The organism is Vibrio sp. 947 (assembly GCF_033339115.1).
GTDB lineage: Bacteria > Pseudomonadota > Gammaproteobacteria > Enterobacterales > Vibrionaceae > Vibrio > Vibrio alginolyticus.
This window is the reverse complement of record NZ_JAWOTX010000011.1, coordinates 34,123-58,412: the sequence shown is the minus strand read 5'-3', so window position 1 is coordinate 58,412 and position 24,290 is coordinate 34,123. Positions and strand designations below refer to the sequence as shown.

General features: G+C 42.1%; 19 protein-coding genes. 5 read left to right on the top strand and 14 right to left on the bottom strand.

What is annotated here, in order from left to right; translation table 11 throughout:
• Positions 1 to 3 precede the first annotated feature (3 nt).
• Both ccoO and ccoN read right to left on the bottom strand, forming a co-directional pair.
• On the bottom strand, positions 4 to 624 hold the full coding sequence (gene ccoO, locus R7Q39_RS15235; RefSeq protein WP_005377475.1) for a cytochrome-c oxidase, cbb3-type subunit II: 621 nt from the start codon (positions 622 to 624) through the stop codon (positions 4 to 6).
• 12 nt (positions 625 to 636) lie between these two features.
• Entirely contained in the window at positions 637 to 2,064 is a 1,428-nt protein-coding gene (ccoN, locus tag R7Q39_RS15230; protein WP_005396488.1) for a cytochrome-c oxidase, cbb3-type subunit I, read from the bottom strand.
• A gap of 257 nt (positions 2,065 to 2,321) precedes the next feature.
• On the opposite strand from ccoN, the gene R7Q39_RS15225 reads away from it, so the two are divergent.
• From R7Q39_RS15225 to R7Q39_RS15215, 3 genes are all read left to right on the top strand, one after another.
• Positions 2,322 to 2,678: a hypothetical protein gene (locus tag R7Q39_RS15225; RefSeq protein ID WP_005377473.1), complete on the top strand. Its 357-nt coding sequence runs from the start codon at positions 2,322 to 2,324 to the stop codon at positions 2,676 to 2,678.
• Positions 2,679 to 2,791: 113 nt separating this feature from the next.
• Positions 2,792 to 3,973, top strand: a complete 1,182-nt coding sequence (locus R7Q39_RS15220; RefSeq protein ID WP_151514797.1) for an FIST signal transduction protein — start codon at positions 2,792 to 2,794, stop codon at positions 3,971 to 3,973.
• The gene (locus R7Q39_RS15215) at positions 3,963 to 5,684 is read left to right on the top strand and encodes an ATP-binding protein (RefSeq protein ID WP_213903948.1); all 1,722 of its coding nucleotides are present in this window, start codon (positions 3,963 to 3,965) and stop codon (positions 5,682 to 5,684) included. The genes R7Q39_RS15220 and R7Q39_RS15215 overlap by 11 nt, the downstream gene beginning before the upstream one ends.
• A gap of 602 nt (positions 5,685 to 6,286) precedes the next feature.
• Here the strand turns inward: R7Q39_RS15215 and R7Q39_RS15210 are convergent.
• The 3 genes from R7Q39_RS15210 to matP all read right to left on the bottom strand — a co-directional run bounded on the left by R7Q39_RS15210 (position 6,287) and on the right by matP (position 7,501).
• Positions 6,287 to 6,610 carry a hypothetical protein gene (locus R7Q39_RS15210; protein ID WP_025766620.1) on the bottom strand — a complete coding sequence of 108 codons (324 nt, stop codon included), beginning with the start codon at positions 6,608 to 6,610 and terminating at the stop codon, positions 6,287 to 6,289.
• 114 nt (positions 6,611 to 6,724) lie between these two features.
• A complete protein-coding gene (locus tag R7Q39_RS15205) occupies positions 6,725 to 7,036 on the bottom strand; it encodes a DUF3634 family protein (RefSeq protein ID WP_005377468.1) in 312 nt (103 codons plus the stop codon).
• Between the two features lie 15 nt (positions 7,037 to 7,051).
• Positions 7,052 to 7,501 (bottom strand): macrodomain Ter protein MatP, encoded by a 450-nt coding sequence (gene matP / locus R7Q39_RS15200; RefSeq protein WP_005396497.1) that lies wholly within the window; start codon positions 7,499 to 7,501, stop codon positions 7,052 to 7,054.
• 210 nt (positions 7,502 to 7,711) lie between these two features.
• Between matP and R7Q39_RS15195 the strand changes: the two genes are divergently transcribed.
• Positions 7,712 to 9,352, top strand: a complete 1,641-nt coding sequence (locus R7Q39_RS15195) for a Lon protease family protein (protein WP_318076421.1) — start codon at positions 7,712 to 7,714, stop codon at positions 9,350 to 9,352.
• Positions 9,353 to 9,422: 70 nt separating this feature from the next.
• Positions 9,423 to 9,941: a bifunctional 3-hydroxydecanoyl-ACP dehydratase/trans-2-decenoyl-ACP isomerase gene (gene fabA / locus R7Q39_RS15190; protein ID WP_005390081.1), complete on the top strand. Its 519-nt coding sequence runs from the start codon at positions 9,423 to 9,425 to the stop codon at positions 9,939 to 9,941.
• Between the two features lie 140 nt (positions 9,942 to 10,081).
• On the opposite strand, the gene rmf is transcribed toward fabA, so the two are convergent.
• The 9 genes from rmf to R7Q39_RS15145 all read right to left on the bottom strand — a co-directional run bounded on the left by rmf (position 10,082) and on the right by R7Q39_RS15145 (position 24,239).
• Positions 10,082 to 10,255 carry a ribosome modulation factor gene (rmf, locus tag R7Q39_RS15185; protein ID WP_005377453.1) on the bottom strand — a complete coding sequence of 58 codons (174 nt, stop codon included), beginning with the start codon at positions 10,253 to 10,255 and terminating at the stop codon, positions 10,082 to 10,084.
• 181 nt (positions 10,256 to 10,436) lie between these two features.
• The gene (locus tag R7Q39_RS15180; RefSeq protein WP_033905318.1) at positions 10,437 to 12,170 is read right to left on the bottom strand and encodes a DUF3466 family protein; all 1,734 of its coding nucleotides are present in this window, start codon (positions 12,168 to 12,170) and stop codon (positions 10,437 to 10,439) included.
• Between the two features lie 7 nt (positions 12,171 to 12,177).
• Positions 12,178 to 14,097, bottom strand: coding sequence for an ABC transporter ATP-binding protein (locus R7Q39_RS15175; protein ID WP_318076420.1), 1,920 nt, complete (start codon positions 14,095 to 14,097; stop codon positions 12,178 to 12,180).
• Positions 14,075 to 14,317, bottom strand: coding sequence for a glutaredoxin family protein (locus tag R7Q39_RS15170; protein WP_017821808.1), 243 nt, complete (start codon positions 14,315 to 14,317; stop codon positions 14,075 to 14,077). Before R7Q39_RS15170 ends, R7Q39_RS15175 begins: the two co-directional genes overlap by 23 nt.
• A gap of 21 nt (positions 14,318 to 14,338) precedes the next feature.
• On the bottom strand, positions 14,339 to 16,459 hold the full coding sequence (gene rlmKL / locus R7Q39_RS15165; RefSeq protein WP_318076419.1) for a bifunctional 23S rRNA (guanine(2069)-N(7))-methyltransferase RlmK/23S rRNA (guanine(2445)-N(2))-methyltransferase RlmL: 2,121 nt from the start codon (positions 16,457 to 16,459) through the stop codon (positions 14,339 to 14,341).
• 485 nt (positions 16,460 to 16,944) lie between these two features.
• Positions 16,945 to 17,487: a cell division protein ZapC gene (locus R7Q39_RS15160; protein ID WP_318076418.1), complete on the bottom strand. Its 543-nt coding sequence runs from the start codon at positions 17,485 to 17,487 to the stop codon at positions 16,945 to 16,947.
• 168 nt (positions 17,488 to 17,655) lie between these two features.
• Positions 17,656 to 18,666 carry a quinone-dependent dihydroorotate dehydrogenase gene (pyrD, locus tag R7Q39_RS15155; RefSeq protein WP_017634281.1) on the bottom strand — a complete coding sequence of 337 codons (1,011 nt, stop codon included), beginning with the start codon at positions 18,664 to 18,666 and terminating at the stop codon, positions 17,656 to 17,658.
• Between the two features lie 311 nt (positions 18,667 to 18,977).
• Positions 18,978 to 23,819, bottom strand: coding sequence for an NAD-glutamate dehydrogenase (locus R7Q39_RS15150; RefSeq protein ID WP_086046766.1), 4,842 nt, complete (start codon positions 23,817 to 23,819; stop codon positions 18,978 to 18,980).
• 201 nt (positions 23,820 to 24,020) lie between these two features.
• On the bottom strand, positions 24,021 to 24,239 hold the full coding sequence (locus R7Q39_RS15145; protein WP_005377440.1) for a DUF2835 domain-containing protein: 219 nt from the start codon (positions 24,237 to 24,239) through the stop codon (positions 24,021 to 24,023).
• Positions 24,240 to 24,290: the final 51 nt, after the last annotated feature.

The following is a 24,290-nucleotide window of genomic DNA, read 5'->3' as shown; positions in this document are numbered from 1 at the left end:
CCCTTACTTCATTGCATGACCAAGAGACTGAAGGTAAGCGATGATTGCATCCATCTCTGTTTTACCTTCTACTTCTTTAGCCGAATTCGCGATCTCTTCATCAGTGTATGGAACGCCGAACTGATCACGAAATAGCTCAAGTTTCTTCTGAGTTAGCTTACCGTCTAAAACGTTTTCAGCTAGCCACGGGAAACCTGGCATGTTTGACTCAGGTACAAGCTCACGAGGATCTAACAGGTGAACACGGTGCCATTCGTCAGAATAACGACCACCAACACGAGCTAAATCCGGGCCTGTACGCTTAGAGCCCCAAAGGAATGGGTGTTCCCAAACACTCTCACCAGCAACAGAGTAGTGACCGTAACGTTCAGTCTCTGAGCGGAAAGGACGAACCATCTGGCTGTGACAAACGTTACAACCTTCACGGATGTAGATATCACGGCCTTCCATCTCCAAAGGAGTGTAAGCACGCAGATTTTCTACAGGTTCAGTCGTTTGCTTTTGGAAAATCAGAGGAGTGATCTCTACAAGAGCGCCCCAACTGATAGCAAACACGATAAAAATAGCCAACAAACCGACATTACGTTCTAAGATTTCATGGCGATTATTAGAATTATTACTCATTCTTAAATCTCCTTATGCCGGATGTGGGATAGCTTTTAGGCTTTCTTTTGGTGCACTTACCGTTTTGTACGTGTTATATGCCATTAGGAACATACCAGATAGGAAGATAAATCCGCCTAGGAAACGTACAAAGTAGAACGGATAAGACGCTTCTACAGACTCAACAAAGCTGTAAGTTAGCGTACCGTCAGAGTTAACCGCGCGCCACATAAGACCTTGCATTACACCAGAGATCCACATCGCAACGATGTAAAGAACGGTACCGATTGTTGCTAGCCAGAAATGCACATTAACTAGACCAACAGAGTACATACGCTCCTGGCCAAATAGGCGAGGTACCAAGTGATATACAGAGCCGATAGAAACCATCGCAACCCAACCTAACGCACCAGAGTGAACGTGACCAATGGTCCAGTCTGTGTAGTGAGAAAGTGCGTTAACCGTCTTAATCGACATCATCGGGCCTTCAAAGGTAGACATACCGTAGAACGACAGTGAAACGATTAGGAAACGTAGGATAGGGTCATAACGAAGCTTATGCCATGCACCAGATAACGTCATAATACCGTTGATCATACCACCCCAAGAAGGAGCAAATAGAACCAGCGACATAACCATACCTAGAGACTGAGTCCAGTCTGGTAGCGCTGTATAATGAAGGTGGTGAGGGCCTGCCCAAATATATAGAGAAATAAGTGCCCAGAAGTGAACGATAGATAGACGGTAAGAATAAACAGGACGTTCAGCTTGTTTAGGAACGAAGTAGTACATCATACCTAGGAAACCAGCGGTCAGTAGGAAACCTACCGCATTGTGTCCATACCACCACTGAACCATCGCATCCACTGCGCCCGAGTAAATCGAGTAAGATTTACCGAGTGACACAGGAATAGCCATGCTGTTCACGATGTGAAGTACTGCTACTGTGATAATAAAGGCACCGAAGAACCAGTTTGCCACATATATGTGTGACGTGTTTCGTTTCACCAGTGTGCCGAAGAACACCACCGCATATGATACCCATACTAGCGCAATTGCGATATCAATAGGCCATTCTAGCTCAGCATACTCTTTACCCGATGTTAAACCGAGAGGCAAAGTAATGGCTGCTGCCAGGATGATTGCTTGCCAACCCCAAAAGGTGAAGGCAACGAGTGGGCCACCAAAAAGACGTGTTTGACATGTGCGCTGTACAACATAATAAGACGTTGCGAACAGAGCACTGGTACCAAACGCAAAAATTACCGCATTAGTATGCAGTGGACGTAAGCGACTGTACGTCAACCACGGCGTATCAAAGTTTAGCTGTGGCCAAACTAATTGAGCGGCAATCAAAACACCAACAGCCATACCAACTATGCCCCATAAAATGGTCACAAGGGTAAATTGGCGAACGACTGTATAGTTGTAGTTTTGTTCAAGCTGCTTTACTTGGCTCATTTGCATGCTTCCAATTTCTAATTAACTACACTTTTACTTCCAACACGACTTGCGTCGTAACACCACCCAAGTAAACTCTAGAATTCAAGTGTTATCATCACCTTATTTCCATTGCTGACTTTAATAAAAAGTGGCATTTTCAGCGTGACACTATACTTGAATTAACAATTCAATGACAGGGTAGTAACCTTACTGGACCTCTGGAAATCATTTTTTATTTAAAAAGTTTGAAGTTTGTAACAAGGATATTAGTAATTATGCCTGCACAAAAGTTAACAAAGGCGCGACTTGCACAAATCTTAATCATGCTCAGTGTTTTAATAGGCGCATTTTTCTGGCGTACCTTTACACACGAGAGTGTTAATAGCGTTGACTGTTCACAAAAAGAACGATGCGATGTAACAATTGAAGGAGAAATAATCACGATTAATCGTGACTCAATGGGAATTTCGCTCGAAACGACAGAAAGTAGCACTCTAAAAATTGATCTAAATCAATCTGGTAATTTTATCAATCTCAATGAGAAGCATAAGTCAGTAGAATGGGACATCATGCCTGAATCGAAAAAAATCACCTTTAAAAAAGGTGAAAACATTGTTGTAGTTCAATTATAAATACGATCTATCACGAGATAATCGTAACTTATTAGTGAAATTAACACCTTCTTACCTAGAGAAAATTGGTTGGAATGGTATAACAGCAGAGTGATATCCAATTATAAAATCGTATGCATTGCCAATCAGTTTTTACTCATATTAAAGATGAAGACTCAGCGATAAAAACGCTCAGGTCCGAATTGACACAACAGAGCTTGTCTTACGTGATGTGTTACTACACGGAAGAATACAATTTTGAGTTGATTCGAGAAGCGTTTCTTGCGCATTTTCCTGGTGTGCCTTTTCATGGCGCCAGTTCATGTCAAGCCGTAATGACAGATCAGGGCTTTCATACAGGCCCAGTAATTGCGGCACTTGCTGTTTATGATACAGGTCCTCATGCTTATGGTACTGGTATTTCTAATCACAACTCAGGTGACAGCGTCACCAAGGCTTTGGATATGGCCCTTGAGAACGCAAACCGTGTAGGAGAAGTACCAAACTTAATTCTACTTCATGCTACACCAGGGCAAGAGGAATCAATCATTGCGTCTATAGATGAAAGATTTGGAACTCTAATTCCAATTATTGGTGGTTCGGCCGCTGATAATAACATCGCTGGGAAATGGTCTGTGATAACCGCCCAAGGCTCTCAAACTTCAGGTTTAAGCTTAACTCTCTTTTACTCCTCTCAACCTGTTGATATCGCTTTTAGCGCTGGACATACACCAACTAATATCAAAGGTGTTGCAACCAAGACCAACGATAGATGCTTACTTGAAATTGATAACGAACCTGCGCTCAATGTTTATAGAAGGTGGACAAATCACCAGGATAACCAAGTAGGTAAAGATAATATGCTGTTTACAAACTCGAGTGCTTATCCATTAGGGCGGATCGCAGGTCATCTCTATGATCGCCCATATTACAAGTTATCCCATCCGATCCGTGAGACGCAAGATGGTGGAATCGAGTTGTTTACACGAATAGAAGAGGGTGACGAGCTCACATTAATGAAAGGAAGTCGTGAGCATCTCGTTGCGCGCGCTGCAAAAGTCGTCAATGCCGCTTTTAACCAAAAATTAGAAGAGTCTCGAAAAATTGGAGTGATAAATATCTTTTGCGCAGGTCCCATGTTGCACTTAATGCAAGACATGAATAGCGTTTGTGAACAAATTAACCAAGAACTAGAACATTTGCCTTTTATTTGCCCTTTTACTTTCGGCGAGCAAGGTAGATTTATTGGTGGTGAGAATGGACATGGAAACCTGATGATTTCATCGGCTATATTCCATAAACCTTATGAAAGATAAATACTTAGACATATATCAACAGGAAGCGCTTCAAGAAGCGTTAGTTGAGCTAAAGCAGGCGAGACAAAGAGAACGACTACTCGCTGATGAAAACAAGGCCATTCTTTCCGCGATATCTGCGATGAGTGAGGCAAAGAATCGGCATGAGATATTTACGGGATTAAACAATGTCCTCAAAAAGTACATCAACTTCGATGATTTTATTGTACTGACTCGTGATGGTGAACGATATCCCTTCAAGACATTGATATCAACTAATAGCGTATTTGATAATGTATCCTGGTTACACGGTAACACCTATCAAAGAGCTCTCAATGGTGAATGCATTCTACTGTTCGAGCCAGATAAACTCGCTGAGTTTGTTAACTTAAACAGCTTTATAAAAAGCCATGTAAACTCGGTCGTTTTAACTGGTATACGTTCAGAAGTAACGCAAACCGTAATCCTACTTATTGGAGCTCAGAAAGGGCACTTTAGCATAGAGAATAAGGAAACCTTGAGGCGGTTTCGTCCCTTAATTGAAAGGGCGGTCATTGATATCGAGACCAAAGAGAAGTTACAACGTATCGTTGAAGTAAGAACAACTCAGCTCGCTAAAGCAAGAGAAGAAGCAGAGCTTGCGAACCGGTCTAAGTCGGAGTTCTTAGCGATGATGAGTCATGAAATAAGAACCCCTTTAAATTCCGTTCTTGGAATGCTAGATATACTGAAGCAATCAACCTTGTCAGAAGAACAAATTGATGCTTTGAGCCAAATGGAGTGCTCTGCAGAGTTACTTCTCGCGATAATCAGTGACATTCTTGATCTTTCTAAAATCGAGTCAGGTCGCTTTCAGCTCAATGAACAATGGATTAACTTAAGAGACACTGTCACTTTTGTTATTTCTCAGCAAAAACAAATAGCTAAGAAGAAAAATCTTAAATTCAAGCTCAACTGTACTGTCACTAATGACAAACAATTTTGGATTGACTCCACGCGGTTATCTCAAATTCTGTTTAATCTAATAGGGAATGCAATAAAGTTTACAGACGAAGGTGAAGTAAAAGTTTCTGTATCTGAGCAAGATGCTGAACTTGTGATCTCAATATCTGACACTGGAATTGGTATATCTAAAGCAAAGCAAGAGCACTTGTTTACGGCATTTCATCAAGGAGACCGTTCCATCACGAGACGCTTCGGTGGTACAGGACTGGGGCTCGCAATAACCAAGCATTTAGTCGAAATGATGCGTGGAAAGATTGCCGTTAAAAGTGATGAGCATGTTGGTTCAACCTTTACGATTTCGATTCCAGTTTTGACTCGTTGTAATCAAAATCGTCCAGTTAGAATCGAAACCAATCAACCGACAAAAGCAATGGAACTTCTCGTCGTAGAAGATACCGAATCGAATCAGTTCGTAATAAAGCTTATCTTAAATAAGCTTGGCCATAATGTTCATATCGCAAGCCATGGAGCAGAGGCATTAACATTTTTAGAGGAGCATGAGGATTTAATCGATTTGATTCTCATGGATGTCTCGATGCCGGTGATGGATGGAATTACTGCAACAAGGCTTATTCGAGATAAAGGCCTCAATACTCCAATTATAGCGTTAACTGCACATGCGCTAGAAAGCGATAGAGATAAATGCCTGGATGCCGGGATGGACGGATTCATTTCCAAGCCAGTTAGAAGACAAGATATCTTTGAAGCTATACAGTCATTTCAATAAGTAAAAAGGCGTTAATATAGATCTTAACAATCGATAGATTATTAAGATCTATATTAAGTATTTTATGGTAAATAACCATTATGTTTAATGCTCACAGTAAGGCCCTTAAATTTAAAATCTGCAGGGGAATAGGAGCATACTCAGACAACATTTAGCGTATGGCAATATACAATTTAACATAACACATATAATGCGCACTGAGGGGAGTGTAAACTCAAAGCAATAATGTCCGGTTTTAGCTACTTTAATGTCATCCTAAGATTAACAGCTTTAACCGAGGTTTCTGTGGGCTTGCAATCGCTAGTTTGGTTTGTGGTTATGCTTACGAAGCAAATCAAATCTCTTATTGAAAATTGATGCGCGCTTAGTCCTCGACTTACTGGCGTGTTCTTCCGTAAGCACCTGAATCAATCTATGTATGGTGATGATGGCCAACTCACTGAATTTGCCATTCAATGGCATCACGATTACTAACTTAAGCGCTACCAAACAAAAAAGCCTTTCATACTCGCCTCGTACAACAGCAAAAATCAGCTAAACGCTCTAATCGCTCCGCAACGAAATCTGCCAAAAATCACGAGCTCAGTTGCGTTCTGAAACATTTATAAGCCTGTGGTTATATGGAGGCGAATGTACTTTTCGGGGTATTTGTAACGATAGCGTTTTCCTTTCTTCAAGTTGGACTTAACGTACCTACACACTTTTTGGTCACCACTGCTGGTTACTCTTTTTATTACTGCGTTTTTACTTTTGTGCTCCATTTCTATCATGACGTCACAATAACCTTGATAGCCATCAAACTTATTGTCTACTTTCTTTTGAAGCTTAGTCTTAATCTTTTTAGCCAACAGGTTCGTTTCTGAATCGTCAGCAAAAACTGAATTACTTGCAAAGATCAATACCATTAAAGTTACAACGTATCTCATCGTTTTGGTCCGTTTATGTTGTTGATTGTTCGATGATAAGTAATTTTTCTGTAGATACGAAAATGGGACGCCACATTGCGTCCCATTTAACATGATGAAGTAACTGATATGTAATTAAGCGCGCTTCTTGCCTTTGTTTGCTTTGAAGCCCTGGTGCGGAAAAACGTTACGAATCCTCTGTTGAACTTTTTTGGGAATGCCTTTGGAAAAGCTTAAGCGCATTCCTGTTCGTTGGCTATACACCTTCATTTCACCAGTAAACGGGTTATGCTCACTAATATCCTGTAAGTTGTGTTTGAAAGAAGGAGGTAGATGCCCTTTTACGTTACTAATATGGCCATTATCGAACTTTACTTTTAACACCGGCCTATCGACTGCGATCAACCAAAAGATCACGATGGCTGCAATTAAGATTACATATAACATTTGGCACTCCCTATCCTAGCTAGATAGCAATTTACTCAAATCCTCTTTAATTGAGGTAACTTTTTGACTCGCTTTTTCACTTCTCGACGCTTCGGAAAGCAAATATTCAATTGCGTCAGATAACGTACAACCAAGTTCATTCGCTCTACTAGAAAGCTTTTCCCAAACTCGGTAATCTAAATCAATGGATTTCTTCTTTGTATGGACTTGCTCTGCATTGAAGTGACGTTTCCGTTTCGCTCGGATAGCCTGCTTGAGTTTATTATCTAACTCTTCTGACATGTGGTTTTCTATCCAAGCTAAGACAAGTGTAGGCTCGTGTTCAAGGCGTTTTAGTTCTGCGACCGCTGCATCTGCTTCGCTTGTATCAATATGTCGGGTAATCGCTTCACCATCTTTCCATTTTTTGATGAGATACTTCCATTTCCACCCACATTCTAGATTCTCAAGCTGCTGATATTTCATTTGTTCCGACCCATAAACATAACCTAGTGACAGCGTAACCCAGATGGTTTACTTGGGCAAATAAAACTCTTAGAAGTATCGATGTTGATCACTCATTTGTCTAAGTATTGTTCATTGAGAGATGAATGCCGAGAGCAAACCAAATTGGTGCTAGGGTGTTATAGTCCGTTTCGTTATAATGTCGGCAAGATTGAATTACGATGAATTTTAATGAACCAACTTAATTGGCAAGACGTAACACCTTCACTTGAGCAGTACGAAGCACTTTTAAAGTCTGCACCTTCGTTACCAAAGAAGTCTTTTACTGAGCTCCAACCGAGAATGTCGGCAACGATATCTCGTTTTTCAAAAATTTCTGGATTGACGCGAGTACTACTCATTAACTGCGTAGATAATTCTGTCTATAGAGAGTTCATCAGTAAAGCTCTTCAGAGCCAGTCTAACGCTGCGATTGTTTTGTCGGAATCACTTGATGCCAAACGCTTATTTGACCGTTACAGTGTCGATTTAAGTGGTGATATTGCCTTCCAACCTGGCTTAATTTCACAGGCAGATAGCGGTTACTTAATTGTACCGGCTAATCTAATTTTGGCTAACCCAGGACTTTGGCCAAATATAAAGTCTGCAATTCAACAAAACCTTATCGAGCCACTGAACCTAAGCCCTACTCGTTTACCTACTTCAGTACCGCAAGCTAAAGCTTATGATGTAAAACTGATTGTAACAGGAGAAAGAAGTCAGTTAGCAGAGCTAGAATACATCGATGAAGACTTCTGTTCTGGCTTTGCCATGTATACGGAAGTTGAAGAAGATATTCATCTGTCAGAGCAGAATTTGACAGATTACTTTGGTTTGGTGAACTGGATATGTTCTCAATATCAGCTGCCTCACTTAACCGAATGTGGTTTTAGAAGATTGTTGCTGGCCGGTATGAGATTTACTGAAGATCAACATTATCTGCCTTTAGGAGTAATGTGGCACTCTCAACTTCTAACGCTTGCCAGCCAGTTCAGTGATGGCCGAGCATTAGATTACAAGTCGTTAGATAAAGCGATTGACGACAAGTATTACCGAGAATCTTACCTTCCTCAGCGTGCCGTGTACGATATTTTAGATGGCCAAGTCATCATTGAGACAACTGGGGAACAAGTTGGTCAAATCAATGGCCTAACCGTTATTGATATGGCTGGGCACCCTGTCAGCTATGGTGAGCCTGCACGAATATCTTGTGTAATTCATTTTGGTGATGGCGATGTTTCCGATGTTGAGCGCAAAGCTGAGCTTGGAGGCAATCTACATGCAAAAGGCATGATGATTATGCAAGCTTTCTTGAGCTCTGCTCTGAAACTGGATGAACCACTGCCTTACTCTGCCTCCATCGTATTTGAACAGTCTTATAGTGAAGTTGATGGTGACAGTGCATCTCTTGCAGAACTTTGTTGCTTGGTGAGTGCTTTATCTGAATCATCAATTAATCAACAAGTTGCTGTTACAGGAGCTGTTGATCAGTTTGGTCGAGTGCAAGCCGTCGGTGGCTTGAACGAAAAAATTGAAGGCTTTTATCAGGTTTGTAAACATCAAGGTTTTACAGGAAATCAAGGTGTTGTGATGCCAAAATCAAACCTTAAACACCTTGCATTACATAAAGATGTAATAGAAAGCATTAAAAATGGTGAGTTCCATATTTGGTCCGTTTCTACCGTAGATGAAGCTATTCCGATTGTAATGAATAAACCTTTTAGAGGTGAAGACGATAGCATTATTGGCAAAATAGCGGAACGTATTGAAAACTTTGAAAGACATGAGCATCCAGAAGGAATTGTGCAGCGCATCAAAAACTGGTTTGTCTAGTACTGATCGGAGTTGTTTAGCGTACACGTGTTCACTAAGATGCAGCTATCAAAAATTGGAGTAATTGATAATGCAAAACAAACGTGATTCTTATAACCGTGACGATCTACTTGCTTCTAGCCAAGGCGAACTGTTTGGGCCTGGTTACCCTCAGCTTCCTGCGCCAAACATGCTAATGATGGATCGTGTTACTAAAATGTCTGAGACTGAAGGCGATTTTGGTAAAGGTTTGATCTTGGCGGAATTGGATATTACTCCAGATTTGTGGTTCTTTGACTGCCACTTCCCTGGCGACCCAGTAATGCCGGGTTGTCTTGGCCTTGATGCGATGTGGCAACTTGTTGGTTTCTTCCTTGGCTGGGTTGGTGGCAAAGGAAAAGGTCGTGCTCTGGGTGTTGGCGAAGTGAAGTTTACAGGTCAGATCCTGCCAACAGCGAAAAAAGTGACGTACGAAATCCACATGAAACGCGTTGTAAACCGTAAACTTGTGATGGGTTTGGCCGACGGTCGTGTATGTGTGGACGGCAAAGAAATCTACGTAGCAAAAGATTTGAAAGTTGGCTTGTTCCAAGACACTTCAAGCTTCTAATCACGATTTTAATCGATTTATTAAGGCTCCTATTTAGGAGCCTTTTTGTTATCGAGTGTTAACCTACTTCCCTATGTCCCTATAATGTAGAAAAGGCTCCGTAGAGCCCTTTCGAATCCTTCTTTTTGTATGTGGAGAGTTTATTTGTAGAGACCAGATTGTCTTTCATCTCTGGCATCACGCCAACCACCTAACCAATACGACCGAGCATCAACTTGTTGATATGGGCAAGCCTCTTGAGACCTTCCATTCAATCCAGCTTTGTAGCCTTGAGATTGAGCTCGTTCTAGGCGATCACGCTTTTGTCTCTTCATAGTTAATTCCTCATACAGGTCCATTTACTAACGTACAGCTGTTATTGTGAAACTTTGATGGAGTTTTTATGACTCCACTTATAAGAATCGATCAAAGTAGGCAATTTCTCAAGGCATAAAAAAAGCAGAGACTCAAATGTGTGAGCCTCTGCTTGATTTAAAAATTACTGACGATTTTTAACTATTTTCTACGGAACCCAAACAATCCAAGCATGGTCAAAGCTAACCAACCAAGGCCTGCACCTTGACGCTCTGTCGTCGTTGAGTCAATGCTTCGAGATACGATGTCGTCCTTAGTTGCGTCAGCAATAGGTACTAGTTTGACTGCTACAATTTGCTCTTCAGAGCTACATGTCGCATTGTTTGCTGTTGTGCTATAACCACCTGCACATTTCATAGCAGTACCAGAGATCACACCTGCATCATTGATATCAGTTGCGTCGATAATACGGAACTGATTGTTTTGTTCAGAGTAATCACCGCCATTAGTCAAACTGTCTAGGAACCAAGCTTTTCCATTAAACAATGTTGCAGCACGTTCACTAGTCTCGCCACCTAGGCTATATGGATAGATAAAACCGCGCTTACGACGTGGCTTGCCATCGTCTTCACGAGTCGTTTCCGCATCAAGTTGCCCGACGATTTCATTGTAAGAGTTGATACCGCCCATCTTACCGCCCGCACCGCTAAAGAAAATGCCAGTAGTTGGGTAAAAAGCGCTAATAGAATCCTTACGAACATCATCTACGATAAAGAGACGATTCGGAGCAGAGCCCGTTGGCATTAAGTATCCGCCCGAACGTTTCGCTTCACCAATAGCAACAAAATTAGAGTTAACGTCGGTTAAGCGTGAGTTTGTATGAACCGTATCATCACCTTCGCGCTGTCTAGCTCCTACAACAACTTTATTTTTCCAAGTTGCGTTTTCAACGCTACCTTCGGCTTCTAGAGTTCCGACAAAAACAGTCGCATTCAGGTAGTTATCATCACTGTAAGTGTTGTAACCTACGCCATAGACCGTTGTTCCATCAGTGACAAGGTCACGCATGCTCCCTTGAGCTAACCTTTCTCCATCTTTAGATGTGCCACTAGGCCAAGCCAATTCACTGACGGTTCCGCTTTGATCCCAAATCGCTGCTTTTGATGTGTGGTGAGATCCATTGGTATTGCTTGCTGTTCGAGAAACACTGCCAACAGTAAAAATGCCGTCTGTGCTCCAAGCATGGCTTTGCACAACACTTGCGTCACTATCGCCAGTAAGAATATTTGGCTCTACTGGTGCAACTACGGTATTTCGTGTTTCTAATGTAGAAGCATTTTCTGTGCTAACTTTACTCTGATTACCGACAGCTGCACCATCCTCGGTAAGCTGGTTGATAACATTGTTATATTCATTTTTATAAGCAGCAGAATCTTCTTCTATGAACGCTAACGCATTAGAAGTAAAGTCTTTACTACGTTCTTTATTCCACGGCGTCCAGTTTACTGAAGCCCATGAGTCACAGGTGGAATAGCGAAGCTGGTTGTAACAGTAACGCTCAAAGTCTTTGAGTTCTTGGATGTAATAAAAGCCAGCGTCTAATCCGAATGGGATTTCTTCACGATAGCTGTTCCCATCCACGGCTTGTGTCGCTGAAATCGGTGTAGTGCGAGTTTCCATTGCAAGTTTAAACTGCTCTGGCGTGCAGTTTGCTGCTGCATCAAAGCAGCCTAAAGCGAAAGGTGAACCTGTTGAAGGATCTGTACCTGCATCGCCCTGTTGAATTGCAACCCCGTAAGCCGTTTGGTAGTCACCGTTTGAACCATGATCCTGAGGTGAAACCTCAACAACTTGATACAATGCCGCCTGTGCGTTCATTGTGGTACCAACCATCATTGCAATGGCGGTCAATTTGAATTTATTACTACAATTCATTGAATTCTTAACTATCCTGTTGCATTGCTTCGAGTTCTTCCCATCTCTCGAATGCGATTTCCAACTCCTGCTCTAGTGCAGCAAGCTGTTCCAATACCGGCTGAGTTTGCTCTACAGGTTTAGCAAAGAACTCTGGATCGTTCACTTGCTCCTGAAGGCTCTCGATATCCGACTCTAATTGTTCAAGTTTAGCTGGTAGAGCCTCTAATTCTCTTTGCAGCTTATACGATAACTTCTTCGAATTGTTCTTAGGTTGCGTAGTTTTGGGAGTTTCCTCAACCACTTTCTCTTTCTTCGTTGCTTTTTCAACCTGGTTGCGCGAAGCAAGAACTTGGTCACGTTGGTGTTTAGCATCATGATAACCACCAACGAACTCTTCGATTATACCGTTACCCTCAAAAATCCAGCTGGTTGTTACTGTGTTGTCTACGAACTCACGGTCGTGACTCACTAACAATAATGTACCCTGATAATTGGCAAGCATTTCTTCTAAAAGTTCCAACGTTTCGATATCCAAATCGTTAGTTGGTTCATCAAGAATAAGTAAGTTGTTTGGTTTCAACAAGATACGGGCTAGCAATAATCGGTTTTTCTCACCACCAGAAAGTGCCTTAACCGGGGTTCTGGCGCGCTTAGGTGCAAATAAGAAGTCTTGAAGATAACTCAGCGCATGACGCTGACGTCCCCCAACCATTACTTCTTGTTTCCCATCCGCTAAGTTATCGATCACTGTCTTTTCTGGATCCAAAATCTCTCGGTACTGATCAAAGTACGCGACTTCTAATTTTGTTCCGCAGTGTAAACGACCAGACTGCGCTGACAATTGCCCTAGTAGCAATTTAAGTACCGTACTCTTACCGCAGCCATTTGGTCCGATAAGTGCAATACGGTCACCACGCATGATGTTAAAGCTAAAGTCGTCGACAATTGTCTTGCCTTCGTAAGCAAAAGATACATTTTCTGCTTCAAATACAATCTTACCTGAACGAGAAGCATCATCGATGTTTAGGTTAACTTTACCTTGAACTTCACGACGGTCACGACGCTCTTCACGAAGTTTTTTAAGGGCTCGAACACGGCCTTCATTACGAGTACGACGTGCTTTAATGCCTTGACGAATCCACACTTCTTCCTGAGCTAGTTTCTTATCGAACTCAGCATTCTGCATTTCTTCGACGCGAAGCATTTCTTCTTTGTCATTCAAATACTGTTCGTAATTACCAGGGAAAGAAGCTAATTGACCGCGATCTAAGTCGACGATGCGTGTCGCCATCGACTTGATGAATGCACGGTCGTGAGAAATAAAGATGATCGAGCCTTTGAAGTCTTTTAAGAAGTTCTCTAACCATTCGATCGTTGTCACATCGAGATGGTTTGTTGGTTCATCAAGAAGCAATACATCAGGATCACAAACCAGCGCACGAGCTAAAGCAGCTTTACGTTGCCAGCCACCGGATAGATCGGTCAGTTTGGTTTCAGGGCTTAGTTTTAAAGCGCCAAGTACGTTCTTAACACGGTCATCAAAGCGCCAAGCATTAGAATGATCAAGCTGCTCTTGAACTTTCGCCAAACGGTTAATGTTCTTCTCACTTGGGTCTTGAGCAACAAGATCGAGAAGATCGTGATAAATCTTCAATTGTTCGCCGATTTCAGCCAAACCGCCAGATACGTATTCGTAAACCGTACCCTCTTGATTGCGCGGTGGATCTTGTTCAAGCCGAGAAACTACTACGTCTTGAGTTATTTGAATCTTGCCATCATCCAACAAAATGTCGCCGGCAAGCACTTTCATTAACGTGGACTTACCTGCTCCGTTACGACCAACTAAACAAACGCGTTCGTTTTCTTGAAGAGCGAACTCCGCTTTGTCTAGCAATGGGTGGTCACCAAATGCAAGTTGTGCGTTATGAATGGTAAGTAATGCCATTATTATCCAACCAATGTGTGAGTTGTTCTAAGTCAAACGGCCAGTTCAACTCAGAATCTTGATATTTTAATACGGGTATTGTGACGCCGTAACGAGAAAATAGTACATCATCAAACGCAATATCAATGATATCTGTTTGCTCGGCCAAACCGACTTGGTCTACTAGAGCAAATGCCATCTCACAAAGATGGCATCCCTCCGTGCTATACAATATCAGCACGTATTAATCCTTTTGTTTATACTACGCGTGCGTTACTAGCCAACAGTTATGAATCTGTTTATTACGCGAAAAATCTAATGGTAACGTTTGAGAAGAAATATTCTGAGCCTTCAAACCCAATTCAGCGAGTGATTCTTCATCCATCTTGAAATGACGTTTGTTATTTGAAAATACGATTGTGCCTTCACTTCTCAGTAAACGTTTGAGGTTCTTCATTAGCTTAATGTGGTCACGTTGTACATCGAATGATGTTTCCATACGCTTAGAGTTAGAGAACGTAGGTGGGTCAATAAAGATCAAGTCGTACTCACCTTTTGCGTTTTCTAGCCATTGCAAACAGTCCGCTTGTTCATATTTATGTTGGCGCCCTACACAGCCATTAAGCTGCATATTGTCTTTCGCCCAGTTCAAGTAGGTGTTTGACATATCGACAGTTGTAGTGGAACGCGCACCACCAACTGCAGCGTGCACTGTTGCACTACCAGTGTAAGCAAACAAGTTAAGGAAATCTTTACCCTGTGCCATTTCGCCAAGACGACGACGAGTGATCTTATGATCCAAGAACAGGCCTGTGTCTAGGTAGTCATGAAGGTTCACGATCAGCTTCACACCGTACTCGTTTACTTCGAGCGTCTCTGATACCTGACCTAATTTTTGGTACTGGCTTCGACCTTTCTGCTTCTCACGAACTTTCAGTACAACTTTGTTCGCTTCGACACCTGTCACCTGAATCGTCGCACGGATAATGTCCGTTAGACGACGCTTGGCTTTTTCTTCAGGGATGTTCTTAGGTGCTGCGTACTCTTGAATCACAATTTGATCGCCGTACACGTCGATCGCTACGTTATATTCTGGAAGGTCTGCATCGTAGATACGGTAGCAGTCTAGTTTCTCTTTACGCGCCCACTTGCCAATCTTGCCAATGTTTTTCTTCAAACGGTTTGAGAAGTCTGGTGCGATTTGAACGTTAGTATCTGCACCTTTAACTTCATCAGCGCTGCGCTCGGCAATGCTGTAGTTCTTTTGGTTACACGGTAACGCACCATTGTTCAATTTAAACTGTTTATCAGCGCGCATACGAAGGCAACTCAAGAGCTCGTCTGAGCTAGAGAAGATAGATGCTTTACATCCGCCAAACTCAGATTTTAGCTGTCCACCGAATGCGGTATAGAGCGCAATCAGCCCCGGCTCAGTTCCTAGACGCTCACCGTAAGGTGGGTTTGAAACGATAACACCGTGTTCAAATCCTGCGGGACGAGTAATAGTTGCAGCATCACCTTGCGCAAACTCAATCAACTCTTCAACACCTGCTCTGCGGGCGTTTTCTTGAGCGACTTTTAATACTTTGGGGTCGTTATCGAATCCAAAAAACTTAGCGTCAACTTTCTTGACACCCCGTCTAGCTTGAACATTAGCCTCTGATTTAATCTCAGCCCAGGTCTCCGGTTCAAAGTCTTCCAAAACTTCGAAGCCCCATTGTTTGCGCTTAACGCCAGGTGCCATGTTGGCTGCCATCATTGCCGCTTCAATAAGCAAAGTACCAGAACCACACATTGGATCGAGTAATGGTTGATGCCCATCCCAGCCACAACGCATGATAATCGCAGAAGCAAGCGTTTCACGTAATGGCGCACGACCCGATTCTGGTCGATAACCACGCTGATGAAGACCACTACCTACCATGTCTATCCCAAGCAACGCTTTATCTTTATGCAAACGAACGTGAATACGAATATCTGGGCGTTCTTTGCTGATATTAGGACGTGGCAAGCCTTTATTCTCAAAGCAATCTACGATGCCATCTTTGACCTTCATAGCTCCGTATTGGCTATTTCTAATCTCACGGTTTGTGCCGTTAAAGTCCACAACAAAGCGTTTAGAGCTATGAAATTGGTTAACCCAGTTAATAGTGGAAGTGGATAGATACAAGTCCATGTCGTTGTTACACGTGAACTCAGATAAAACACGTACAAATCGAGACGCTAAACGGCTCCACAAACAACAGCGATAAACCTGTTCGTTTGTCGCTTTAAATTTTACGCCTGCCTGTACTGGTTTCGCATTTTCAATGCCTAGTTTAGTCAGTTCTTCAACAAGCAAATTTTCCATGCCATTTGAAGTTACCGCGAGATATTGATTCATAGTGTTCTTTCGCTGATAAAAAATGGCTTCAATTATACCTGACTTTACGATCAATGCCTCGTTTTTAAAGGTATTTTCCCACCCGTTAGTTCAAATCATCACCACTCAAATGATCTAAAATTTTAAAATCTTTAGTTTGAATGTTTTTCATTCATGAACGTATTTTGTTTCCTTTAGAAGAAGTGAATACTTATTTACATGCATTTTGGTATATACCAGTCGTGATTGGTTGATGTAAATTACTTACAAATGCCCTTTATAGGGGAATAAATAGGGTTGTTTTAGGCGCTAGGTTGCCTAATTAAAGGAGTAATCAAATTGAAATAAGTAAAATAAAAGTGACCAGCTTCATGTTTGCATGCATAGAAAACAAACAGTTTCATGGTCTTTCGGATTGGAGTGTCAGAGGAAAGGACAAAAAAAATCGACCCAATAAGGTCGATTAAGGCAAACAAAGGAACGAAATAAAGAAAAATTAAACAGCTTTAACCCACCATTGCCATAGGGGTCATTACAAAGAGGTGATTTGCACAAGCCATGCGATCATGCATTACTTTAATCGGCTGCCCAAATTGAAGCGCCTTGTTGCCATCAAGAACAAAGGCTTCTTGGTTAACATAAGCACATAAGCTCGATGTTTCGCCTGGTTCTAGAACGATGAACATACCATCAGAATATTGATTTGTGAGAAAGACCATGTCCCCTTCTTGAGGTTCATAATCAGAGGACTGTGCATCGAAGAACCAGCTCTTAGGCTGTACAGGTTTATGAAAACGCTTTGCAGCAACACAATACAGTGTTAATTCAGCTTGGCGATATTCACTGATATCGAGACAGCGAATGCGCTCATTAAACGTTTGAAATGCGCTGGCGTCATCAACGGTAAATTCACTGTTTGAGAAGGCACAGTTAACCAACAATTTTCGGGATAGATTGGTTTGGAAAATCATTTCCTCCCCCAGATCCAGCATTAAGCAAGCTTTTTGCTCGTCAAAATACCAATTCCATTTGTCGCTGGGTTTAAGCATTATTCCGTTCTCTCTTGACTAGTTAAATCAGTGGTAAAGAGGTAAGACGCTTAATTACCTACTCGTGATTTTTAAATTCTACAAACGAACGGATAAAAAAAAAGAGGAAACAAAGTCCTCTTTTTTATGTAACAGGTACTGATTTTTCAGTAGTTTTTGATGTATATGTTAAAGATTCTTAACAATATCACGTACGAGACCTGGGCCGTGGTAAATAAAGCCAGTGTAGACTTGAACAAGTTTAGCGCCTGCCATGATCTTTTCTTTGGCTGCAACATAGGAATCTACACCACCAACACCGATAATTGGAAGTTTGTCTCCAAGCTCTTCATGAAGCTTACGTACGACCTCCGTAGAGCGTGATTGCACAGGGCGACCACTCAAGCCACCTGCCTCATTGGCGTGTTTCATCCCTTCTACGATCGTGCGATCCAAAGTTGTGTTAGTCGCGATCACACCATCTATATTGTTTTTCAATAAAGAATCGCAAATTTGGCAGATTTCATCGTCACTTAAATCTGGCGCAATCTTTAATGCTAACGGGACGTACTTGTTGTACTTCTCTGATAACTCCGCTTGTTTCGCCTTTAATTCGGAAAGCAGTTCATCAAGCGCTTCACCATATTGAAGTGAACGAAGGCCTGGAGTGTTTGGCGATGAGATGTTTACTGCAATATAGCCAGCATACTCATACACTTTTTCCATACAAATCAGGTAGTCCTCTGCCCCTTTCTCAATTGGCGTATCTTTATTTTTACCGATATTAATTCCGAGAACACAATTGAATTTTGCTCGTTTAACATTCTCGATCAAATTATCAACGCCTAGGTTATTAAAGCCCATGCGGTTGATGATCCCTTCTGCTTCCACTAAACGGAATAGGCGTGGTTTATCATTACCTGGTTGTGGTCGTGGCGTTACAGTGCCGACTTCGACAAAGCCAAAGCCCATGGCATCAAATGCTTCAATACATTCGCCGTTTTTATCTAAACCAGCCGCAAGACCAACAGGGTTACGGAATGTTAGACCCATACACTCAACTGGACGAGTTGGTAACTGTTGGCGGTAAAAGAGATCAAGTGGTGTGCCGTTAAAGCGTTGGAAGTTCTTGATTGCAAGATCATGTGCCTTCTCGGCATCGAGTTGGAAAAAGCCAGTTCTGGCTAGACGGTAAAGCATTGTGCCTCCGAAAGAAAAAAGCCCCGTATAAACGGGACAATATTATTTACCGTTTTTCATCGTAATTCAATGAAAATGAACGTAATAAGTAAAAACCTATATCTTTATAAGATTTTCAAATATAAAACAAACAATTACAATCAAGTTTCTGCGATAAAAATCGTAACTAACCGCTTAAAAGCAATCGATTTCACTCTGTTTTAATTTCAACTCAATGTGACAATGTAACCATTTTCGTTCCAAATGTGAATAATAGATAATAAAAAGCCCCGTTAAATAACGAGGCTTTTACTTATGACTTGATTATTCCACTACTCTTTCGATGAGCAGTTGAGGTTTAAAAGTACTAGCTCTCGAAGTGCTACAGAGAACTTAGCAAATTCGTGTACTGAGCCAACTTTGAACTCGTTTAAGATACTCTCCCAGCGGTGCAACGATTGCTCGTTAGTTTCAATCCAATCTTCTAACGCAGCCATCACGTCAAGCTCTTCGGTTGAGCAGCCACAAGTCAGTACCTGAGCGGTAAGTTGACGTTGTTGCCAGTCCAGATCTTCACGGAATGCCGCTCTTGCAAGTGCTTGCCAGTTGTTATCAACGGCTTGGCTATTAATTTGCTTCAAGAACCAATGCAACGATAAACGGTCACCCAAGTTAAAGTAGAGTTTCGATGCTTGCTCAACCGTTTTACCTGTTTCACTTGCTACTGATGAAATATCCAGTGCAGATTGTAAGCTTGATAAGCGGGCAACTTGGTGAGCGAGTTTCTCTTCAACCCCTTTCTCTATCCAACCTTGAGCCAACTCATTGTGTTCTTCAACTTCAGACTCAACTAACATAGTGTCTAGGGTTTCAGTGATAACATTGACATCTTGCTTGTAGATAGCAATCAACTCACCGACCGTGCATTTGCCGCTACGGTTACGAAGCAACCAGCGTGCAATTCGACGCAGTGCTCGGCGCACGTAAAACATAATTTCGTATTGAGCTTGCGCTGTCGCAACGTTATCAAGTTTGCGAGTTTGTTTGAGGATTGCTTCTAAATCAAAGATTTCTCTAGCCGCACTGTAAGCATTGGCAATATCGACAACACTTGCACCAGTTTCTTCTTGCAAACGAGTAACGAAGTTACAGCCCATTTCATTAACCATCTGGTTAGCCAATGCTGTAGCTATAATTTCAGCTCGCAGTGGGTGATTAACCATTTGATCTTTATAGTTACGTCGTAACGCACTTGGGAAATATTCAACAAGTTGTTTTGCATGGAATTCATCATTTGCGATTTCATCCGTAACAAGTTGCTGTTTAAGTACCATTTTACCGTAGGCAACTAACACTGATAGCTCAGGACGAGTCAGACCTAGTCCCTGTTTTTCACGCTCGATTAGCGTTTCATCATCAGGGATGTATTCGAGAGCACGATCCAAGTACCCTGCTTTCTCCATAGTGTGGATGAATCGAATTTGCTCCTTAACAATGCCAACACCTTGCTGTTCAGTAACAGAGATCGACTCCGACTGACGGTAAGCATCATCCAAGACAATTTCACCCACTTCGTCTTCCATAGACTCTAGAATTTGGTTACGTTGCTTAACCGTAAGATCGCCATTTGAAACCAGTCCATTGAGGAAGATCTTGATGTTGACTTCATTATCCGAACAGTCAACGCCACCTACGTTATCAACGAAGTCCGTGTTCACTCGACCGCCAGTTAGTGCGTATTCGATACGACCAAGCTGAGTCATACCCAAGTTACCACCTTCGCCAACCACTTTGGCTCTTAAGTCACGGCCGTCAATGCGCAGCATGTCGTTAGCACGGTCACCAACATCTGTATGAGTTTCTGTCGATGATTTAACGTAAGTGCCGATACCACCATTCCAAAGCAGATCGACTTTCATTTTCAAGATCATCTTTATCAGATCGTTAGGCGCTAAAGATGCTTTCTTAGTACCTAACATTTTCTGAATTTCTGGCGTCAACTGGATCGATTTTGATCGACGAGAGAAGATGCCACCACCTTGAGAGATCAAGTCTTTGTTGTAATCTTCCCAGCTTGATCTTGGCAGATTAAACAAGCGGTTACGCTCTTCCCAGCTGCTGGCTGAATCTGGATTTGGATCAATAAAGATGTGCATGTGGTTAAACGCAGCTTGCAATCGAATATGCTTCGATAACAGCATACCGTTACCGAACACGTCACCTGCCATATCACCTACACCGATTGCAGTAAAATCAGTGGTCTGACAGTTGATGCCCATTTCACGGAAGTGACGCTTAACAGATTCCCAACCACCTTTTGCGGTGATACCCATTGCTTTGTGATCGTAACCGTTTGAACCACCTGAAGCGAATGCGTCACCTAGCCAGAAGTTATATTCTGCAGAAACAGAGTTTGCCAAATCTGAGAAGGTTGCTGTGCCTTTATCGGCAGCCACTACTAGATATGGGTCATCTTCATCGTGACGAACAACGTTTTGTGGTGGTACTACTTCTCCTTCAATGATGTTATCTGACACATCTAGCAGTGCACGGATAAAGCGTTTGTAACAACGCTGACCTTCCGCAAAAATTTCATCACGAGTGGTGAGAGATGGCTGGCGTTTACAAACGAAGCCGCCTTTTGCACCCACTGGTACAATTACAGTGTTCTTAACCTGTTGCGCTTTTACTAAGCCAAGAATCTCCGTACGGAAGTCTTCTTGACGATCTGACCAACGCAAACCACCACGAGCCACTTTTCCACCACGAAGGTGAACACCTTCAATATCTGGTGCGTAAACAAAGATCTCGAATGCAGGTACAGGCTGCGGAATCTCAGGAATATCGCTTGGCTTCATTTTCAAAGATAACCAAGGCTTAGGCTGCTTATTCTCGTCTACTTGGTAGTAGTTGGTACGAAGCGTCGCCATGATCATTTCAATATAACGACGAATAATACGATCATCATCCAAGCTCTCTACACGATCCAACTGCTCTGTTAGCTTTTTAATTAGATCGTTTTGGCCTTTCTCGCTGCCTTTGTGTTTCGGATCAAATCGCTTGGTGAACAGCTTGACTAGACCTGTCGCTAAGTCTGGGTAGTGGCTTAGCGTGTCTTCGATGTACTGCTGACTGAATGGGAAGCCGACTTGGCGCATGTATCGTGCGTAAGCGCGAAGAATGGAAATCTCACGGCCAGATAAAGACGCACCTAATAACAATCGGTTGAAACCATCACTTTCAAGATTACCCGCCCAAATGGCAGCAAATGCTTGTTGGAAACGATCACGAGCTTCACGAAGGTCAACGGTTTTCTCGCTCTTATGCAGCATAGAGAAGTCAAGGATCCAGAAAGTCTGCCCGTTGTTTTTCTCGATCTCATATGGCGATTCGCCAATCACACGCAAACCAAGGTTTTCCAACATCGGCATTACGTCAGAAAGGTGAATTGGTTCATCGCGATGGTATAACTTTAAGCGGACAGCTTTGGAATCTGCACCCTCTTCTTGAGGTCGGTAGAACAACATGCCAAGTTTATTATCATCACTTAACGCTTCTAAGCGCTCGATATCTGCAACCGCAGAACCTGGCATCATGTCCTCTTTGTATGAGCGAGGGAACGCACTCATATATTCTTTTGAAAGAGGAAGGCCTTTACTTTCACCAAAGTTAGCAATGATGGATTCTTTTAGTCTGTCATCCCAAGAGGTAGAAACTTCCATTAGATTTTGCTCGATCTTTTTCACGTCTACGTCAATGTTGTTATTGTCTACACGAACAATGTAATGTGTTCTCGCTAGTGGGCTTTCTGAGAAGTACGTTGTAAATTCAACCTCTTGCTCGCAACCAAAGTACTGCTTAAGAATGCGTTGAGTTTGACGACGCAATTCTGTGTTGTAACGATCTTTAGTGACATAAACCATGCAACTGAAGAAACGACCAAATGGGTCTTTACGAACAAACAAACGCAGCAAGTCACGATCTTGCATTTGTACAACACCCATTCCCACCTCAAGCAGCTCTTCTTCATTAGCTTGAAGCAACTCGTCGCGTGGGTAGTTTTCTAAGATATTGTGCAATGCTTTGTATGAGTATGATCCGTGACGGTATCCACTTGCTTCAAGGATACGGTCAACTTTTTCGCGGATCAAAGGAATACTTTGTACCGCTTGGTTGTAAACGGCGGAGGTATATAAACCAGTAAAGCGATGCTCACCTATTACTTTACCGTTTTCATCAAACTTCTTAATACCGATGTAATCAGTATAAGCCGGACGGTGGATACGAGATGCTTTGTTACCTTTGGTGATGATCAGAGCGTATGGTTTTTTCGCTTCTAATCGCGCTGAATCTGATAATTCAGAGAGCTTGACGCTACGCACGCGCTTGTCATCAGCAAACAGACCTAGTCCTTTTTCTTTAGCAGGAACAAGTTCGGTATCACCATTGACCTCTTTTAAGTCATAATCTTTATAACCCATAAAGGTAAAGTTATGATCTTCTAGCCAACGAAGAAATGCGATCGTTTCATCCATACGATCAGTTTGGATAGAAACACGATCTTTATTTTTCTCAAGTTCATCAGTAACAAACTTAAGCTTATCAACCATCTGCTTCCAGTCATCAACGACTAAGCGAGTATCAGATAGAATTCTTAACAGCTCTTCTTTAAGCGCTTGCATCTCGTCTTTACTAGTAAGGCGGTCTACCTCTATGTGGAAAAGTGATTGAAGAACACCACCCTCACCGTTTACGTCTGTAACTTGGCCTTTTTTATCACGCTGAATCTGTGTTGGGTTATTCAACATTAGGTGACAAACAAGATCCAAACGTGCTAAAGCCATTTTGACTGAGTCCACTAAGAATGGACTATCTGGAACAACAATTTCTACGATTGTGTGTGTGGATTGCCAGCCTTGACGACTTACGGTCGGGTTAAATACTCGAACCGAAATCTCTTCTGGTTTTTTTTCATTGATATGGTGCCAAAGGCTAACGACAGCACCATAAAGGTCGGATTCGTTTCGCTGAATTAGATCATCATCAGCAATGTTACTGAATAAGTGTTGAGCAAGTTTAGTTACAAGCGTTTGGTGAGAAAGCTCGAGTTTGTCTTGAATCAGTTGGTAAACCTTTTCAAGCAGAACCGGCACTACATTTTCACGCGCGGTCATATTCACACTCCACATTAGAATTGTTGTTTTGTAGGGGGACTTAGTAGCTAGGTTGTTACCTTAGAAACTAAGCATAGGTAATGCATGTGCCCATTGTAAAAGCATAATTACAAATGTTTAACAACTAATCGTAGTGGTAAGAGGTGAAATGTCCGATTCTGTGACTAAGATTCCTATTTAACTCTCTGCAAATACAATACATCACAGAGTTTCTAACTTAAGAAACTTATTATTTTGGTCAGTTGTTAGTCTAAACTGGCCTCTAACGCCCAATTGACTAAGAAATGGTCTAAATCTCGCGGCGGGTAACTGCAAACGCAAACCGTTGTGTGTGACAACTTGAACAACACTTGCCGCACCAGAATAATGAGATAAAAACGTTTGATATGAAATGTTGAGATTGAAGTAGTAATAGTTCATGAAGTGAAAACTAAGTGACATAAACAAATAAGGTGGCCTTAATGACCACCC

What these genes read in the sequence shown, in the direction of transcription:
- ccoO (WP_005377475.1), bottom strand. Translation starts at nt 624, where the DNA reads ATGAGTAATAATTCTAATAATCGCCATGAAATCTTAGAACGTAATGTC.
- ccoN (WP_005396488.1), bottom strand. Translation starts at nt 2,064, where the DNA reads ATGAGCCAAGTAAAGCAGCTTGAACAAAACTACAACTATACAGTCGTT.
- R7Q39_RS15225 (WP_005377473.1), top strand. Translation starts at nt 2,322, where the DNA reads ATGCCTGCACAAAAGTTAACAAAGGCGCGACTTGCACAAATCTTAATC.
- R7Q39_RS15220 (WP_151514797.1), top strand. Translation starts at nt 2,792, where the DNA reads ATGCATTGCCAATCAGTTTTTACTCATATTAAAGATGAAGACTCAGCG.
- R7Q39_RS15215 (WP_213903948.1), top strand. Translation starts at nt 3,963, where the DNA reads ATGAAAGATAAATACTTAGACATATATCAACAGGAAGCGCTTCAAGAA.
- R7Q39_RS15210 (WP_025766620.1), bottom strand. Translation starts at nt 6,610, where the DNA reads ATGAGATACGTTGTAACTTTAATGGTATTGATCTTTGCAAGTAATTCA.
- R7Q39_RS15205 (WP_005377468.1), bottom strand. Translation starts at nt 7,036, where the DNA reads ATGTTATATGTAATCTTAATTGCAGCCATCGTGATCTTTTGGTTGATC.
- matP (WP_005396497.1), bottom strand. Translation starts at nt 7,501, where the DNA reads ATGAAATATCAGCAGCTTGAGAATCTAGAATGTGGGTGGAAATGGAAG.
- R7Q39_RS15195 (WP_318076421.1), top strand. Translation starts at nt 7,712, where the DNA reads ATGAACCAACTTAATTGGCAAGACGTAACACCTTCACTTGAGCAGTAC.
- fabA (WP_005390081.1), top strand. Translation starts at nt 9,423, where the DNA reads ATGCAAAACAAACGTGATTCTTATAACCGTGACGATCTACTTGCTTCT.
- rmf (WP_005377453.1), bottom strand. Translation starts at nt 10,255, where the DNA reads ATGAAGAGACAAAAGCGTGATCGCCTAGAACGAGCTCAATCTCAAGGC.
- R7Q39_RS15180 (WP_033905318.1), bottom strand. Translation starts at nt 12,170, where the DNA reads ATGAATTGTAGTAATAAATTCAAATTGACCGCCATTGCAATGATGGTT.
- R7Q39_RS15175 (WP_318076420.1), bottom strand. Translation starts at nt 14,097, where the DNA reads ATGGCATTACTTACCATTCATAACGCACAACTTGCATTTGGTGACCAC.
- rlmKL (WP_318076419.1), bottom strand. Translation starts at nt 16,459, where the DNA reads ATGAATCAATATCTCGCGGTAACTTCAAATGGCATGGAAAATTTGCTT.
- R7Q39_RS15160 (WP_318076418.1), bottom strand. Translation starts at nt 17,487, where the DNA reads ATGCTTAAACCCAGCGACAAATGGAATTGGTATTTTGACGAGCAAAAA.
- pyrD (WP_017634281.1), bottom strand. Translation starts at nt 18,666, where the DNA reads ATGCTTTACCGTCTAGCCAGAACTGGCTTTTTCCAACTCGATGCCGAG.
- R7Q39_RS15150 (WP_086046766.1), bottom strand. Translation starts at nt 23,819, where the DNA reads ATGACCGCGCGTGAAAATGTAGTGCCGGTTCTGCTTGAAAAGGTTTAC.
- R7Q39_RS15145 (WP_005377440.1), bottom strand. Translation starts at nt 24,239, where the DNA reads ATGAACTATTACTACTTCAATCTCAACATTTCATATCAAACGTTTTTA.